This window comes from Flavobacterium xinjiangense (assembly GCF_900142885.1).
Lineage (GTDB): Bacteria > Bacteroidota > Bacteroidia > Flavobacteriales > Flavobacteriaceae > Flavobacterium > Flavobacterium xinjiangense.
The window spans coordinates 444753-461218 of record NZ_FRCL01000001.1 but is presented as its reverse complement, the minus strand read 5'-3'; the positions used below and the strand labels follow the sequence as shown (position 1 = coordinate 461218).

Annotated in this window: 14 protein-coding genes; 11 read left to right on the top strand and 3 right to left on the bottom strand. The window is 33.2% G+C overall.

What is annotated here, in order from left to right:
- Positions 1-148: 148 nt before the first annotated feature.
- Positions 149-1690 carry an Rne/Rng family ribonuclease gene (locus BUC23_RS01955; RefSeq protein WP_073204553.1) on the top strand — a complete coding sequence of 514 codons (1542 nt, stop codon included), beginning with the start codon at positions 149-151 and terminating at the stop codon, positions 1688-1690.
- A 176-nt stretch (positions 1691-1866) separates the two neighbouring features.
- Here the strand turns inward: BUC23_RS01955 and BUC23_RS01950 are convergent, their stop codons facing one another.
- Entirely contained in the window at positions 1867-2310 is a 444-nt protein-coding gene (locus BUC23_RS01950; RefSeq protein WP_073204550.1) for a nucleoside deaminase, read from the bottom strand.
- Positions 2311-2373: 63 nt separating this feature from the next.
- On the opposite strand from BUC23_RS01950, the gene BUC23_RS01945 reads away from it, so the two are divergent.
- From BUC23_RS01945 to BUC23_RS01935, 3 genes are read left to right on the top strand one after another with little or no spacing between them, the layout of a single operon-like run.
- Positions 2374-3351, top strand: a complete 978-nt coding sequence (locus BUC23_RS01945; protein ID WP_073204547.1) for an energy transducer TonB — start codon at positions 2374-2376, stop codon at positions 3349-3351.
- Positions 3352-3384: 33 nt separating this feature from the next.
- Entirely contained in the window at positions 3385-5166 is a 1782-nt protein-coding gene (locus BUC23_RS01940) for a 1-deoxy-D-xylulose-5-phosphate synthase (protein ID WP_073204544.1), read from the top strand.
- A 38-nt stretch (positions 5167-5204) separates the two neighbouring features.
- Positions 5205-6233, top strand: a complete 1029-nt coding sequence (locus tag BUC23_RS01935; RefSeq protein WP_073204541.1) for a DUF3078 domain-containing protein — start codon at positions 5205-5207, stop codon at positions 6231-6233.
- Positions 6234-6302: 69 nt separating this feature from the next.
- On the opposite strand, the gene polA is transcribed toward BUC23_RS01935, so the two are convergent.
- Positions 6303-9143 (bottom strand): DNA polymerase I, encoded by a 2841-nt coding sequence (gene polA, locus BUC23_RS01930; protein ID WP_073204537.1) that lies wholly within the window; start codon positions 9141-9143, stop codon positions 6303-6305.
- A 370-nt stretch (positions 9144-9513) separates the two neighbouring features.
- Here polA and BUC23_RS01925 point away from each other — a divergent pair, with 370 nt between their 5' ends.
- From BUC23_RS01925 to BUC23_RS01895, 7 genes are all read left to right on the top strand, one after another.
- Positions 9514-10992 (top strand): hypothetical protein, encoded by a 1479-nt coding sequence (locus tag BUC23_RS01925; protein WP_073204535.1) that lies wholly within the window; start codon positions 9514-9516, stop codon positions 10990-10992.
- 258 nt (positions 10993-11250) lie between these two features.
- A complete protein-coding gene (locus BUC23_RS01920) occupies positions 11251-11439 on the top strand; it encodes a hypothetical protein (RefSeq protein ID WP_073204532.1) in 189 nt (62 codons plus the stop codon).
- 172 nt (positions 11440-11611) lie between these two features.
- The gene (locus BUC23_RS01915; protein ID WP_244153758.1) at positions 11612-12313 is read left to right on the top strand and encodes a response regulator transcription factor; all 702 of its coding nucleotides are present in this window, start codon (positions 11612-11614) and stop codon (positions 12311-12313) included.
- 11 nt (positions 12314-12324) lie between these two features.
- Complete coding sequence (locus tag BUC23_RS01910) at positions 12325-13662, top strand: sensor histidine kinase (protein ID WP_244153757.1); 1338 nt, start codon at positions 12325-12327, stop codon at positions 13660-13662.
- Between the two features lie 101 nt (positions 13663-13763).
- Complete coding sequence (locus BUC23_RS01905; protein WP_073204520.1) at positions 13764-13958, top strand: hypothetical protein; 195 nt, start codon at positions 13764-13766, stop codon at positions 13956-13958.
- A gap of 221 nt (positions 13959-14179) precedes the next feature.
- Positions 14180-15415: a metallophosphoesterase gene (locus BUC23_RS01900; RefSeq protein ID WP_073204517.1), complete on the top strand. Its 1236-nt coding sequence runs from the start codon at positions 14180-14182 to the stop codon at positions 15413-15415.
- A 73-nt stretch (positions 15416-15488) separates the two neighbouring features.
- Positions 15489-15785 (top strand): thioredoxin family protein, encoded by a 297-nt coding sequence (locus tag BUC23_RS01895; protein ID WP_073204514.1) that lies wholly within the window; start codon positions 15489-15491, stop codon positions 15783-15785.
- 13 nt (positions 15786-15798) lie between these two features.
- On the opposite strand, the gene BUC23_RS01890 is transcribed toward BUC23_RS01895, so the two are convergent.
- Complete coding sequence (locus BUC23_RS01890) at positions 15799-16443, bottom strand: polysaccharide deacetylase family protein (protein WP_073204818.1); 645 nt, start codon at positions 16441-16443, stop codon at positions 15799-15801.
- Between the last annotated feature and the right edge of the window lie 23 nt (positions 16444-16466).

Here is a 16466-nt window from a genome sequence, read left to right as displayed (position 1 = left end):
CCGGGTACAATACCTGTTAAAATATTGTTTAATCCATCCTTACAATTCAGTATGTGAGTTATAAGTTGTGAGTTATGAGTTTTTTAAAAAAAACTTTAAACTTTAAACTTTAAACCTAAAACTAAAAGTTCGGATAAAAATTTACAGCGTGAATAAAGAATTAATCATCCGATCCAGTTCTGAAGCCGTAGATTTTGCCTTATTAAAAGATGGAAAACTAATTGAATTACACAAACAGGAGGAAAAAAGCAACTTTCAAGTAGGTGATATCTTTATCGCCAAAATACGAAAACCAGTTGCCGGACTTAACGCTGCTTTTGTAAATGTAGGCTTCGAAAAAGATGCCTTTTTACATTATCATGATTTAGGACCCAATTTAGCTTCCCAATTGAAATTCATAAAACTTGTAAGCGCAGGTAAATTAAAAGATTTCTCCCTAAAAAACTTTCAGTTTGAAAAAGAAATAGACAAAGATGGCACCATTACTGATGTTTTGAGTTCCAATCAATCTGTTTTAGTACAAGTCGTCAAAGAACCAATATCTACCAAAGGACCTAGAATTAGCGCTGAGCTTTCTCTTGCCGGACGTTTTATTGTTTTGGTTCCCTTTTCTGATCGTGTTTCTATTTCGCAAAAAATAGAGGACAAAAAAGAAAAAGACCGTTTGAAACGATTAGTACAATCCATCAAACCAAAAGGATTTGGTGTTATTGTTCGCACAGTAGCCGAAGGCAAAAATACAGCCGAATTAGAAAAAGATTTGCAGAACCTGCTTAGCAGATGGACTGCAATGTGTAAAAAATTACCGACTGCTCATCATCCGTCAAAAGTATTAGGAGAACTCAACAGAGCTTCTTCGATATTAAGAGACGTATTTAATGATACCTTTAGTGGTATTCAAATTGATGATGAAGAGTTGTACAACCAAACGAAGGATTATTTGCAAGAAATTGCGCCTTCAAAACAATCAATTGTTAAGTTTTATCAATCAAATGATACGCCTATTTTTGAGAAATACAACATAGAGAGACAAATCAAAACATCCTTTGGGAAAACAGTTTCCATGAGTAAAGGGGCTTATCTTATTATCGAACACACTGAAGCTTTGCACGTTATTGACGTAAACAGCGGAAACCGTTCTAATAAGGCCACTAATCAGGAAGACACCGCAATGGAAGTGAATATGATTGCTGCTGCCGAAATCGCTAGACAATTACGTCTTCGTGATATGGGTGGTATCATTGTAGTTGATTTTATCGATATGTCTAATCCAGAAAATCGTAAAGTTTTGTTCGAATTCCTTAGGGAAGAAATGAGCGACGATAAAGCAAAACATAAGATCTTGCCTCCTAGTAAATTTGGATTAGTTCAAATTACAAGACAAAGAGTAAGACCAGAAGTAAATATTAAAACTAGAGAAGAAGATCCAAACAATATTGAAGGCGAAATTGAAGCGCCAATTCAAATCATTGATAAAATCGGTTCCGATTTAGAAACAATTTTAAAAACCCACAATAAAGTTGTGCTTAATGTACACCCTTTTGTGGCTGCATACCTCAGTAAAGGTTTTCCATCATTACGTTCAAAATGGTTTTTTGAACATAAAAAGTGGGTGAAAATCATACCTCGTGACGCTTACACGTATTTAGAATATCATTTCTACGATAAAAAAGGAAATGTTATTAAATAAAATCAAACCGCCTTTCGTAAGATTGGCGGTTTTTTTATGCGTCATTGCGAGATTTTTCGAAGCAATCTTTTTTTATAGGAGCTATTTCCAGCTATCCGTTGCAATCTTTTATCCCTAAAAATCGGGATAAAAGGATTTCCACTGCTATCTGGGCTAGGGCATTTGGATAAATAGAATTATTTTCTCTTCTCAGCAAAAAATCGCTTCATCAACTCCGAAGCTTCATTAGCCAAAACTCCTTTTACAACAGTAGTTTTAGGATGCAGTTGCGTACCCATTTTTACAAAACCACGATTTTCATCTGTAGCTCCATACACAATTTTCGAAATTTGACTCCAATACAAAGCACCGGCACACATCTGGCAAGGTTCCAGTGTTACGTACATTGTGCATCCTATTAAATATTTCCCGCCAAGATAATTCGCTGCGGCAGTGATGGATTGCATTTCGGCATGAGCCGTAACATCGTTGAGTAATTCGGTTAAATTATGACTTCTTGCAATGACTTTATTATCAATTACGATGATGGCACCAACAGGAATCTCGTCTTTGTCAAAAGCCATTTCGGCTTCCTGCAAAGCTTTCTTCATAAAATATTCGTCGGTGAAAGGATTTATCATAATTACAAAAATACTATTTTGATATTATTTTTCATTACTTTTAATTCCTGCTATTAGAAAAATATGGAAACCAAATACAAAATTTCTATTCCGGAACCGTGCCAAGAAGATTGGAATAAAATGTCTCCAAACGAAAACGGAAGATTTTGCAGTAGCTGTTCTAAAAATGTAGTCGATTTTACAACAATGCTTCCAGATGAAATTCAGCATTATTTTGCTATAAACAAAAATAACAAAATCTGCGGAAAATTCAGGAAATCCCAGTTAGACACTGTGACAATTCAAATTCCGAGTCGTGTTTTATATTCTCAAACACAATATCATAAAATATTTTTATTAGCCTTATTTATTTCCATGGGAACAACATTGTTTAGCTGTGCCGATAAAGAAGGAAATAAACAAAAAATTGATAAAGTGGAGATTATTAAGGATACAACTGAAATCAAAACCATGACAGTTGGAATGTTATTACCTGCAAAATCAAATGATTCTTTACACCAAGTCGTACTACCGCCACCACCAAAAATTAATCAGGTGAATTTTAAACAACCAAAAACTATTAAATGTGGAGAGGTAAAATCTAAAAAAGAAGAAAAAACTATAAATGAAACTAATGTCATCTACGAAGATAATACTGTCTATGGAGGCATAGGAATCAGTGTGTATCCAGATTATATAGGCGGTATGTCTAAGTTTTATTCTTTTGTTAAAGATAGTTTTAAAGTTTCTAAGAATGATAAAAACTTAAAAGGTGAAATTATAGCTTCTTTTATTATTGAAAAAGATGGAAGATTAAATGATGTGAAAATTATTAAAGGAATAGGAGTTACAAGTACTGAGGAATTAACCAGAGTTTTAAATTCCTCTTCAAAATGGTACCCTGGAGAAGAGAACGGTAAAAAAAGAAATTGTGAATTTCAGTTATCGCTCACAATTATACCAGACACCATTAAAAAGTCTTTTTTGAGAACCAAAATTATACCGAAGGTTGATATTATTCAAATTAAGAGAATTACAAAGTATGAAAACGACATGTTCTAACATTAAATATGTAATTTTGTTTTTTTACAAATAATGAAAAATAGTCTTCTCTCTACGATAAATAACCCAGCCGATTTACGCCAGCTTGATGAAGCCCAACTTCCGCAAGTCGCTCAGGAATTACGTAATTTCATTATCGATATTGTATCTGTAAAGGAAGGACATCTCGGCGCAAGTCTTGGAGTTGTAGAACTTACCATTGCTTTGCATTATGTTTTTGACACACCAAATGATTTATTGATTTGGGATGTAGGCCATCAGGCTTACGGACATAAAATACTAACGGGCAGAAGAGAAAATTTCCATACCAATCGTCAACTGGGCGGTATTTCCGGTTTCCCAAAAAGAAGCGAAAGCATTTACGATGCTTTTGGTGTAGGACATTCCTCGACTTCCATATCGGCAGCATTGGGAATGGCAATTGCCTCTAATTTGAAAGGCGATTACGATAAACAACATATAGCGGTGATTGGAGATGCCTCCATCGCATCAGGAATGGCTTTTGAAGGATTAAATCATGCCGGAGTTACGGATGCTAATTTATTAGTTATTCTTAATGATAACGCCATCGGTATTGATCCAAGCGTTGGTGCATTAAAAAAATATCTTACTGCCGTAAAAGAAGGAAAAAATCCGAGGCAAAATAATATGATTAAATCATTGAATTTTGATTACTCGGGTCCTATTGACGGTCATGATATTTTTGCAGTTATCAAAGAACTTAAACGCTTACAAAAAGTAAAAGGACCAAAATTCCTTCACATCATTACGACAAAAGGAAAAGGATTACAACAAGCCGAAGAAAATCAGGTTAAATATCATGCACCAGGAAAATTTGACGCTACTACTGGAGAAATTCACATAAAATCCGAAGAGAATTTACCTTCAAAATACCAGGATGTCTTTGGCTTGACCGTATTAGATTTGGCTAAAAAGAATGAAAAAATTATAGGAATCACGCCTGCAATGCCTTCGGGAAGTTCCCTGAAATTCATGATGGACGCACTGCCGAAGCGCGCTTTTGATGTAGGAATTGCGGAACAACACGCCGTTACATTAGCCGCTGGAATGGCCACGCAGGGTATGATTGTTTTTTGTAATATCTATTCCACTTTTTTGCAAAGAGCATACGACCAAGTCATACACGATGTAGCTTTGCAAAATTTACCTGTTATTTTTTGTTTGGATAGGGCAGGATTAGTGGGCGAAGATGGCGCAACGCATCACGGAGTTTTTGATTTAGCTTATTTACGCTGCATTCCAAATATGATTATTTATTCCCCGTTGAATGAAATCGGATTACAAAATATTCTATACACGGCACAATTAGGGTTAAGTAATCCTATTTCGATTAGATATCCTCGTGGTCGCGGGGTAATTGCTGATTGGCAATCTGTAAATTTTGGAAACTATGAAAAAATAGAAATTGGTAAAGGAATTTGTCTGCAAAAAGGTTCTAAAATTGCCATTTTATCCAATGGAACGATTGGGAACAATGTTACTTTGGCAATAGCCAAAATGCAGCATCCAGAAACGATTGCACATTATGATTTTTCTTTCGTTAAACCATTAGACGAAAGTTTGTTACATGTTATTTTTACAAAATTCGAAAATATAATAACACTAGAGGACGGTGTAATTAAAGGTGGGTTTGGCAGCGGTATTCTTGATTTTGCTTCATCCTGTAATTACATTTCAAAAATAAAAATATTGGGTATCCCAGATGAATTTATTGAGCAAGGAACTGTTGATGAACTACAACAATACTGTAAAATTGACGTTAAAAGTTTAGAAATACTTTTTTCAAGCTATTAAAATAATTATTTTGCACCTCGAAATTTAACCGCCTTATAATGAAATTGCTGCCCTACACTCTTCTTTCCTTTCTATTCTTAATTTCACTTAATTGCTTTTCACAAGAGACACTAATACCTGAGCTCATACCTGTAACAACGCTTGTAAAAGTAACTACATATGAACCATTAACAGTGGCATTAGATATACAACCAACAAGATCATTTATTCCTTTATCTCATTGGATAAAAAAAAATTCGTTAGGCTTTTATATCTCTGAAATTGCTTTTGTTAATTGGAGTGCCGGAGGTACCAGTTCCGTATCAGGTTTGGTAAAAGGTGATTTTTCAAAAGTATATACAAGAGAAAATTATAAATGGTCAAATGAACTTATTGTTCGCTATGGCCTAAATAAGCAAGATGGTATTGAAGTCAGAAAAACAGATGATGCGTTACAATTAAACTCTACATTTGGCTATCGCCAAGACACCATTTCAAACTGGTATCACTCGGCAAAATTTAATTTTAACTCTCAGTTTACAAATGGTTACTCGTATCCTAATACAGAAATTGCCATATCAAAACCATTTGCACCGGCATACATTTTCTTAGGAGTAGGAGCTGAAAATATAAATAAGGAAAAGAAGAGAACGTTTTATATTTCGCCTTTTACATTTAAGAAAACCTTAGTTTTAGATCAAAGATTGGCTGATCAAGGAGCTTTTGGTGTTGCTAGAGCTGTTTATGATGCCAACGGCAATTTAATTATGGAAGGGAAGAGATCTAAAACGGAACTGGGTTTTTTGATGACCAGTTTTTATAAAAAAGAAATTTTTAAAAACATCAATCTGGAAAACCGTTTGAGTTTATATTCTGATTACATCAATAATTTTGGCAATATCGATGTGGATTGCGATTTATTATTAGATTTAGTTGTAAACCAATATGTAAAAGCAAATATTGGGACCCGAATCGTTTATGATGACGATATAAAATCTAAAAAAGAAGTTGATGGCACTCAGGTTACCCAAGGGCCTAAAGCGCAACTAAAACAAATGTTAGGAGTTGGAATTGTGTATGTTTTTTGAATATTGAATTATCCTAAAACAAGATGACTATAAAGTTCAGCTTGTTTTAGGACGTTTCAATGCTCAATATTAATGCGCCTCCAGCCAATCTTTTCCCGCTCCTAAATCGACATCTAAAGGTACATCAAGTTTAAAGGCATTTTCCATTTCGTGTTTTATCATTGGTTTTATTTTTTCAAGTTCACTATTGTGAACATCGAAAACAAGCTCATCATGTACTTGCAATAGCATTTTGCTTTTCCATTTTTCCGAAGTTAATTTTTGATGAATATTGATCATAGCAATTTTGATGATATCCGCTGCGCTTCCCTGAATCGGTGCATTTACCGCATTTCGTTCTGCGCCTCCACGAACAATGGCATTTTGGGAATTTATATCTTTTAAATAGCGACGACGTCCAAGAATAGTTTGAACGTAGCCATTCTCTCTTGCAAATTCTACTTGTTCGTGTATGTAGGATTTTAATCTTGGATAGGTTTGATAATATGCCTCAATTAGATCAGCGCTTTCTTTGCGTGATAAGTTAGTTTGATTGCTCAATCCAAAAGCCGAAACACCATATATAATTCCAAAATTCACCGTTTTCGCGTGACTACGTTGTTCTCTCGTCACTTCTTCTAAAGGAACATTGAAAACTTTTGAAGCCGTAGATTTGTGAATGTCTTCATGATTTTGAAAAGCTTTTATCATGTTTCCCTCACCACTTAACGCTGCTATAATTCGAAGTTCTATCTGAGAATAATCGGCAGAAACGATAGTGTAATCTTCGTCCCTGGCTACAAATGCTTTTCTAATTTGTCTTCCTCTCTCCGTACGAATTGGAATGTTTTGCAAGTTCGGGTTATTAGAACTCAAACGTCCTGTTGCAGCTACTGTTTGCATATAATCAGTATGAATGCGATTCGTAATCTTATCTACTTGATTGGGTAAAGCCTCTATATAGGTGTTTTGTAACTTAACCAATTGTCGCCAGTCCAGAATATCTTTTACAATAGGATTTTCAGTCGCTAAATAACTTAATATTTCTTCGCCCGTAGCATATTGACCCGTTTTGGTTTTCTTTTGTTTAAGTCCGCCAATTTTTAATTTATCAAACAAAACGTCACCGAGCTGTTTTGGCGAAGCCAAATTAAATTTCTCGCCGGCAGTTTCAAATATGTTTGCTTCTAATATTTTAATATCGTCATCTAATGTTTTTGAAAGGGATTTCAGGAAATCAACATCCACACGAATTCCTTCCTTTTCCATGTCTGCCAAAACTTTTACTAATGGAATTTCTATTTCTTCAAATAGTTTTTTGGTACCTGTTTTGTCTAATTCTAAAGTGAATATTTCCTTGAGCTGCAAAGTGACATCGGCATCTTCAACGGCATATTCTTTGATTTCTTCCAGTTCAATATCTCGCATTGATTTCTGGTTTTTTCCTTTTTTTCCAATTAAAGCTTCAATAGATTTCGGGGAATATTTTAAATATGTCTCGGATAAAATATCCATATTATGACGCATATCGGGGTTGATTAGATAATGCGCAATCATCGTATCAAATAATTTTCCTTTTACGGTAATGTTATAATTAGAAAGAATTTTTAAATCATATTTTAAATTTTGTCCAATTTTCTCGATGTTTTCATTTTCGAAAAACGGAATAAATTTCTCGATTAAAGTTTGTGTTTCTGCCTGGTTTTCAGGAAACGGAACATAGAATCCTTTTCCTTTTTCATAGGAAAATGAAATTCCAACTAATTCTGCATGCAAGGCATCGAGTCCAGTAGTTTCGGTATCAAAACAAACGGATGATTGGCCTAGCAAATTTTGAAGCAGTAATTTGGTTCCCAAGTCACCTTGAATTATCTGGTAGGAATGCTCCGTGTTTTCTAATGTATTATAATATTGATGACGTGTTTCTTCTGAAGTATCGACGGGAATTGTGCTTCCAAAAAGATCGAATTGTTCTTCATTTTTAGGTTGTGGCTTTTTGTATAATTTTGCGTCATCAACTGGTTTGTTAGCCGTCGCGGTTCCGCCTTTTTTAAATATGGCATCAAACTGTTCGGCCATTCTTCGGAATTCCAGTTCGTTGAAAAGTGCATCTGTTTTTTCTACATCAGGAGTTGATAATTCATAATCTGTTTCATCAAAAACTACAGGACAATCCAGTAGTATGGTTGCTAAAGTTTTAGATAATAAACCTTTCTCTTTATTGGCTTCTATATTTTCTTTCATTTTTCCTTTTAGCTTGTCAGTATTGGCTAAAAGATTTTCCATGGTGCCAAATTCCTTTAATAATTTCTTAGCGGTAACTTCGCCTACGCCAGGCAATCCGGGAATATTATCTGCTGTATCGCCCATCATTCCAAGAAAATCAATCACTTGATCAGGTCTTTCGATTTCAAATTTTGCCAATACTTCCGGAATACCCCATATTTCAATTCCATTACCCATTCTTGCGGGTTTGTACATAAATATATTTTCAGAAACCAATTGTGCAAAATCTTTGTCGGGGGTTACCATAAAAACTTTGTAGTTCTGCTTTTCCGCCTGTTTTGCGATGGTTCCAATTAGATCATCGGCTTCATAACCTTTAACTTCTATAATAGGAATATGCATCGCTTTTAATAGATCTTGTATATACGGAATAGCAATTTTTATTGCCTCTGGCGTTGCATCACGATGGGCTTTGTATTCAGGGAATATGTCATTTCGTAGTTGGCTTCCTCCATTATCAAAAGCAACTGCTAAATGATCTGGTTTCTCTCTTTTTATCACATCCATCAATGAATTCATGAATCCCATAATGGCGGATGTATCCATTCCTTTCGAGTTGATTCGAGGGTTTTTTATAAAAGCATAATAACCGCGAAAGATTAAAGCATAAGCATCAAGAAGGAAAAGGCGTTTTTGTTGTGACATGATTGTGATTTTGTAAAGTTTTCAAAAGTACAAAACTTGTCAGATAAAGGAGTGACAGATTGAAATATTTCTTCCTTATTCTTGTCTTGCAGTTTGTTTTTTAAACACGACTATTGCAAAAAAGCAGATCTAAATAAATTTAAAATTATTTAATTGAAAATCATTGATGTTGTTTATTTAGAGGAAAAATATCAATAAATCATTTATTGTTTAAATTAGTAATTATTTTTTGTAGGAAATTAACAATATTTTGTAAAATAATATGTAGTTAATCGATTAAATAAGCATTTAACCGATGTAATTCTTATTTTTGTAGAACAAATTTGAATGCCGATTTCGGTTCTTTTATTTAATCTTTTATTCGTTTTTTATGAAAAAAAATTACTCTGCTAAAAAGGTATTGCAAGCCTGTCTCTTATTTTTCATGATAATAACGACAAATATGTTTGCTCAAGTGGGTATCGGAACAACTACTCCAAATGCGAGTTCGATTCTAGACTTAACATCTTCAACTCAAGGACTTCTAACACCTAGGATGACTACTGTGCAAAGAATGGCTATTGTGTCCCCAGCGGATGGATTGATGGTGTATGACACAAATTTGAAATCATTTTTTCATTATGACACTAGTCTTTCGACTTGGGATAAACTTAATAGTGATGCTAACTATGGAAGGATTAAATTTAAACGTGTAAAATCTACTGATGTTTTGGCAACTGTTTTGGCAGCTGAAAAAACAGCAGGAGGTGGAAGTAAATATCTTTTGGATACTGGTACATTGTATGAAATTAACGGGACAATTAATGTTGATTTTCCAATAGAATTAAATAATGCGTATCTTATTGGTCAGGATAGTAGTGAGGACAAGTTAGTCAAAGCGTCAGGTGATCTTTTTGTAGGTACAACTGGTGGGTCAATTAGAGTCGTGACTTTAACTGCCACAGCAGGAAAAGTTTTTAATATCACAGGAGGAGGTACTCAAAATTTAATTTTTAGAGATGCGATTGTGGCTAGTTCTTCGAATGTAGGTGTAATTGATGGATTTTCTTTGGTATTTGTAAGCATTGTACAATATGCGGCAAACACGACTGGAATTATTTATAAGGATGTTAGCAAATTATTGATTAATAATGCTGGATGGTTCGGGAATAATTCGGGTACTTATGAAACCCTGCAAGGAACTTTTGGCTTGATTCAAAAAGGAGGAGGTTTTACGGAAGTTAACGGAACTAGTGTTGGATTAGACGTTTCTTCAAATCCAACAATAACTGGCGATGCACTACTTGAAATGGTAGTTTTTACAGGTACAAATACCACTGGATATGTAAAAGCATATACAGTTGGAAGTTATACTGGTTTTTATTTTAATGATAGATGGAACGTGCGAAGTTCAGGAATTCCAGTTGAAGGTGATGCAGTGGCGTCAGGAGATGTAAATTTTGATTATGCTGTTGGGTCCGGAGCTTCAACGACAATTACAGGTTTAAATACTCCTGTAAAATTAGCAGGTGCAACTACTTCAGGTGCTCTATACAGATTTGCCGATGGTGGTACGGATAATAAATTAATTTACAAAGGTACAAAAAGGCGATATTTTCGTGCTGCCGCTACATTTTCTTTTCAGTCATCAGTTGCCACTGCTGGAGTATTCATTTTTTATATTGCTAAAAATGGTGTTGTCATCAGCCAATCTAAAGTGTATTGCGGTGTGAATTCAAGTGATATTGATGGTGGAACTATTTTGACAAAAGTAGATATGTCAACTAATGATTATCTTGAAGCATGGGTTTCAAGGTTTTCAGGAACTGGAAATGTGCTGACTGTTTCTTTGAATTTAGTTGTTAATTAATAGTTACGCTTCATATTTAAATCTTGTTGGTTTAAATTTTTTTATTTTTTTTAACAAAAAATGGTTATCAAATAATTTATTTGGTAACCATTTTTTGTTTTTGCTAAAATCAAAAATCTTAGTAAATTGATTTAGAATTGCTAAAACCTTAATAATAAGTTAAACTTTTTTACGAAAGTAAATCTTCATCTTGTCTTCATTTATCACTAGTACATTTGATCTATAAATAACAAATTATTAATATTAAATTTAGAAATCATGAAAAAAGTATTGATGTTAGTTGCAGTATTATTAGGAACAAGCGTTATGGTAAATGCTAAAACAGTTCCAACAAAAAACGCTCCTGTTAAGGAATTGAAAGTTGAAAAATACAAAAAACACAGAAAAGCAAGAGCAGAGAAAAAGGCAGAGGCTCCGGCAATGGAGACTTCCAAAGCAAAAAAATAACTGATGTTTCTATTTTGCTTTCATAAGAAATATAAAAAGGTTATGTATACGTCTGCAAAAAAGAAAGATTAATTATTAAAAGCTGGTAAACATATTTATCAGCTTTTTTTATATCAATTTTGAGTTATTTTTTAAATTATTAGAACAGTTTTATTCGCATTATTTTGTTACCTTGAATAGTTTTATACCACAATTGTTTATGAATATTCTTATTGTTGAAGACAATCCCGAATTAGCCATTGAATTGAAAGATTATCTTTCGATTAGCGGTTATGTTTGTAGAATTTCTAAAAATTGCGAAGCAGCATTAGAAGAAATTAGCAGCAACGATTATGATATTATGTTGTTAGATTTAGGTTTGCCAGATGGGAGTGGTTTTGATGTGTTAAAATCTGTACGGAAAATACAATCGAAGATGGCAGTTGTTATCATTACTGCTCGTGGCGAACTAGATGATAGAATAAATGGTTTGCAACTTGGTGCTGATGATTATCTCACGAAACCTTTTGCTCTGACAGAATTGGGTGCTCGTTTATTTGCGATTATTAGACGTATACATGGTTTTACGGTTAATGATCTGGATATTCATGGTTTTAGTTTGCAGTTGCAAGATTACAAATTGCATTATGGTGGGATTCCAATTAAACTTACTAAAAAGGAGTTTGATATTTTTCAATATTTAGTATTAAATAAAAACCGAGTTATTACCAGATTACAGTTAACTGAACATATTTGGGGAGATATTTTAGAAGTTAATTCTGATTCAAATTTTATCGATGTTCATGTCCGTAACCTTAGGAAAAAATTAGACAAACACGCAGTTATAGAATGGTTTGAGACTGTTAGAAGCGTTGGTTACAGAATAAACGCTTAAATTATTTAGGAGTGAAAATTAAACACCAGTTAACTATATTCAATGCTATAACCCGATCATTAGTAATTTTGATTTTATGGTTAATGCTTCCTGTTTTGGTAGAACGAGTAGTTTACAAGCACATCAATAAAAGTTTACTGGAAAAAAAGCAAAAATTTATTGAACATTTAGATAAGGAAGAAATTAACGATTTTATCATTAGAAAAGATACCACAGAAACGTATGCCAGTTTTTCCACATTGCATAGTGAATTTCTGCAATTATCTAGATTGCCTAAAAATTCTGAACTAGATAAGACGGTTTTTATTAATGAGTCCAGAATTATTGAGGGGGAGCAAGATGATTATAGGATTTTGCAATATCAATTTCTTTACGGCAAATTGCGATATCAACTTGAAATAGGGAGTAGTTTAGGTGAAATCGAAGAACTTACTTTTATCATTAAGCTTTTTGTTTTAATTGTACTAATGATTACGATGATTGTTACATTTTTGATAGATACATTCTACATAGAATATCTCTTGAAACCATTTTATAAAATTATTGACACGAAAATTCGTCGTGTAAATGAACCCGATACTTTTGATCATACTCCGATCAATTCGCATTCTGCAGATTTTCAAGAGTTAGATGTGGTTTTAAACCAAATGATGAATAGAATCAGTGACCTTTTTAAAAAAGAAAAACAGTTTATCGCCAATGTTTCTCACGAGCTTTTGACACCAATTGCTTTGCTGAAAAATAAATTTGAAAACCTCCTACAAAATGATTCATTAGATGATAATGCGGTTGATAAAATTGCTGGTTCTTTGAAAACGCTTGACATGTTGAAAAAAGTTATTAATAATCTATTACTTATCTCAAGAATAGAGAACCATCAGTACGAGTCTAAGGAGATTGTAAATTTGCAAGAAATAGTTAACGATTTGCATGAGGATTTGCAAGATCGTATTGATGAAAAAAGAATAATTGTAAACATTGATATCCGCCATAACTATGAGTTAGTTGGGAATAAAACGCTAATCCATATTCTTCTGTATAATTTAATGGTAAACGCTATTAAATACAATAAAAACAATGGTCTTATTACTATTGTTGATGGATTTTCTCATTCTAATTATTTCTTATCTATTTCAGATACTGGAATTGGAATGACTGAAAATCAGATTGAGAATATATTTAATCGTTTTACACGTAGTAATTCTACTGAGGATGGACACGGTTTAGGACTTGCCATTGCTGAAAGTATTGCGCTTTTTCACCATATAATTATAGAAGTTACTTCAGAGCCAAACGAAGGAACGATATTCCTGTTACGATTCGCAAATAAGGAAAAACTTAAAAAATAGTTAAAGTTTTTTGCACTACTAAATCTTCATTCAATCCTCATTTAGCGATACTACATTTGATTTATAAATAAAAACAAATTAGTAATATAAAAATCACAATCATGAAAAAAGTATTGATGTTAGTTGCAATGGTTTTAGGAACAACAGTAATGGTAAATGCTCAAACAGCTCCAGCAAAAACAACTCCAGCGAAAGAAGTTAAAGCAGAGAAAAAAGCAGCAAAAAAAGCAGAGAAAGCTGCTAAAATTACTAAAGCGGAACCAACTAAAATGGAAGCTACAAAAGCAAAAAAATAATTGACACTTTTGTTTCACTAACGTAAACTGAAAAAGTAATTATAAAAGGTAGTTAGGAAAACAATAGTTTTAATTTAAGCAAAGCTGATAAAGTAATTTATCAGCTTTTTTTATAAAAAAAAGTCGTTTTAAATTGATTTGGTGTAATTTTAGTTAAATTTAGACTAATAAAAACGCATAGTGTTCTCTTAATTTGTTATTTTGTCTAAAATTTTATAAAAATGATTCTTCGAATACTTTTATTATGTATTGTCCTCCTTGTTATTGAACTCTATGCTTTCCAAGCACTACGAACCTTGATAAAGGTCAAATGGGTTTTAGTCTCTTATCAAATTATTAGTTTACTGCTTTTTATATTTATTATTTATTCGTTCATGCAATTTGACCGTTCAGTCGGTCAAACGAAGCAAACCATGTTTACTATGGGTTTGGTGCTTCTTGTATATGTGCCTAAAATGGTTTTGGCTCTTGTGTTACTTGGGGAAGATATTTTTAGAGTGGGAGCGGGATCAATCAACTATTTTATCGAGAATAATGATAAGGCAACTTTTTTTGCTTCAAGAAGAAAATTTGTCAGTCAGGTAGGATTAGGTCTGGCGGCAGTTCCTTTTTTGTCTTTAATTTATGGAGTGACTGTCGGTAAATATAATTATAAGGTTATCAAACAGCGTATATTTTTTCCAGATCTGCCGGATTCTTTTGATGGTTTTACCATTACTCAAATATCGGATGTTCACAGCGGAAGTTTTGATAATCCAGAGAAGATAAATTATGCTATAGATTTAGTCAACGAACAGAATTCGGATATGATTTTGTTTACCGGTGATATTGTCAACACTGATGCGAAAGAAATGCATCCTTGGATCGAAACTTTTAACCGAATCAAAAAGCATGAGTATGGTAAATATTCGGTTTTAGGGAATCATGATTATGGCGAATATGTGACGTGGCCTTCAGAGGCAGCCAAAGAAAAAAATTTTCAAGATATAAAAAATCTCTACGAACAAATTGGTTTCAAGTTAATGTTGAATGAGCATACTTTTATTGAAAAAGGAACCGATAAAATTGCATTAGTTGGAGTGGAAAATTGGGGTCAAAATTTTAAAAAGGCAGGTGACATTACTAAAGCTTCTGAGCAATTAAATAAAGAGGATTTTAAAATTTTAATGAGTCACGACCCGAGTCATTGGGATTATGAAATCAAAAATCACGATAAAAACTTTCATCTTACCTTATCCGGGCATACACATGGAATGCAATTTGGGATAGAAATTCCGGGTTATTTCAAATGGAGTTTGGCGCAATATGTTTATACACAATGGGCTGGTTTGTATGAAAATTTGGGAAGATATGTATATGTAAATAGGGGTTTTGGCTTTCATGCGTATCCTGGAAGAGTAGGAATCATGCCTGAAATCACGGTCATTGAACTAAAAAAGGGTAAGGCTATGGCTTAATTCGTTAAAAATGTTACATTTGTATAATAATTATCTCTTTTTAGTAAATTTAGAAAATTAAATTTTTGGTTTTATGTCAAAATTTGGAGAACTTATAAACGCACAAATACCTGTGTTGATTGACTTTTATACGGATTGGAATGAATCATCAGTTTCGATGCATCCTGTAATCAGAGATGTAGCGGCCGCTCTTGGCGATAAAGCAAAAGTCATAAAAATTGATGTGGATAAAAATCAGGAATTAGCCGAAGCTTTACGAATAAAAGGACTTCCTACGTTGATGATTTATAAAGAGGGTTTGATGATCTGGAGACAATCTGGGGAGTTAGATGCTAATACTATAATTAATCTTGTTCAAGAGCAGTTGTAGTTCTTTGTTACTGCTATTTTATAACTTCACAGACAAAATTATTTTCTTTTAAGTATATTAAGGTTTTGGGTAATACATATTCAAGGTTCTTGAAAGCTTTTATGCTGTCATGAAAAACGATGATGCTTCCCGATTCTATATTAGAAAGAACATTTTGCAAGCATTTTTCTCTTGATAAATTAGAATCAAAATCTACGCTGAGAACATCCCACATTATTATTTTATAGCCTGATTGGCGTATTGCTTTCGCTTGTGATCTTTTTATCTTGCCATATGGGGGACGAAAGATTTTTGAAGTCAGATTGCTGATTTCAAATTTTTGAATAGTTTCCTCACATCGTTCAAAATTTGCTAAATACGTTTCAGTTGTTGTTTTCCAGCCGTTCAAATGATTGAAAGTGTGATTTCCAATAGCGTGTCCCTCACCAATTACCTTTTTGAATATTTCGGGATGTTTGACAATGTTATCCCCAATGCAGAAAAACGTTGCTTTAATATTGTTTTTTTTTAATTCTTCTAAAACCCATTCGGTAATTTCGGGTATGGGGCCATCGTCAAACGTTAGGTATATTTTATTTTCAGTATTGGGTATGTCCCAAATGTATTTCGAGAATATTTTTTTTATTAATGAATTTGTTTTTATCCAATAAAGCCTCATTTTTTTTATTTTAAAGGTAAAAA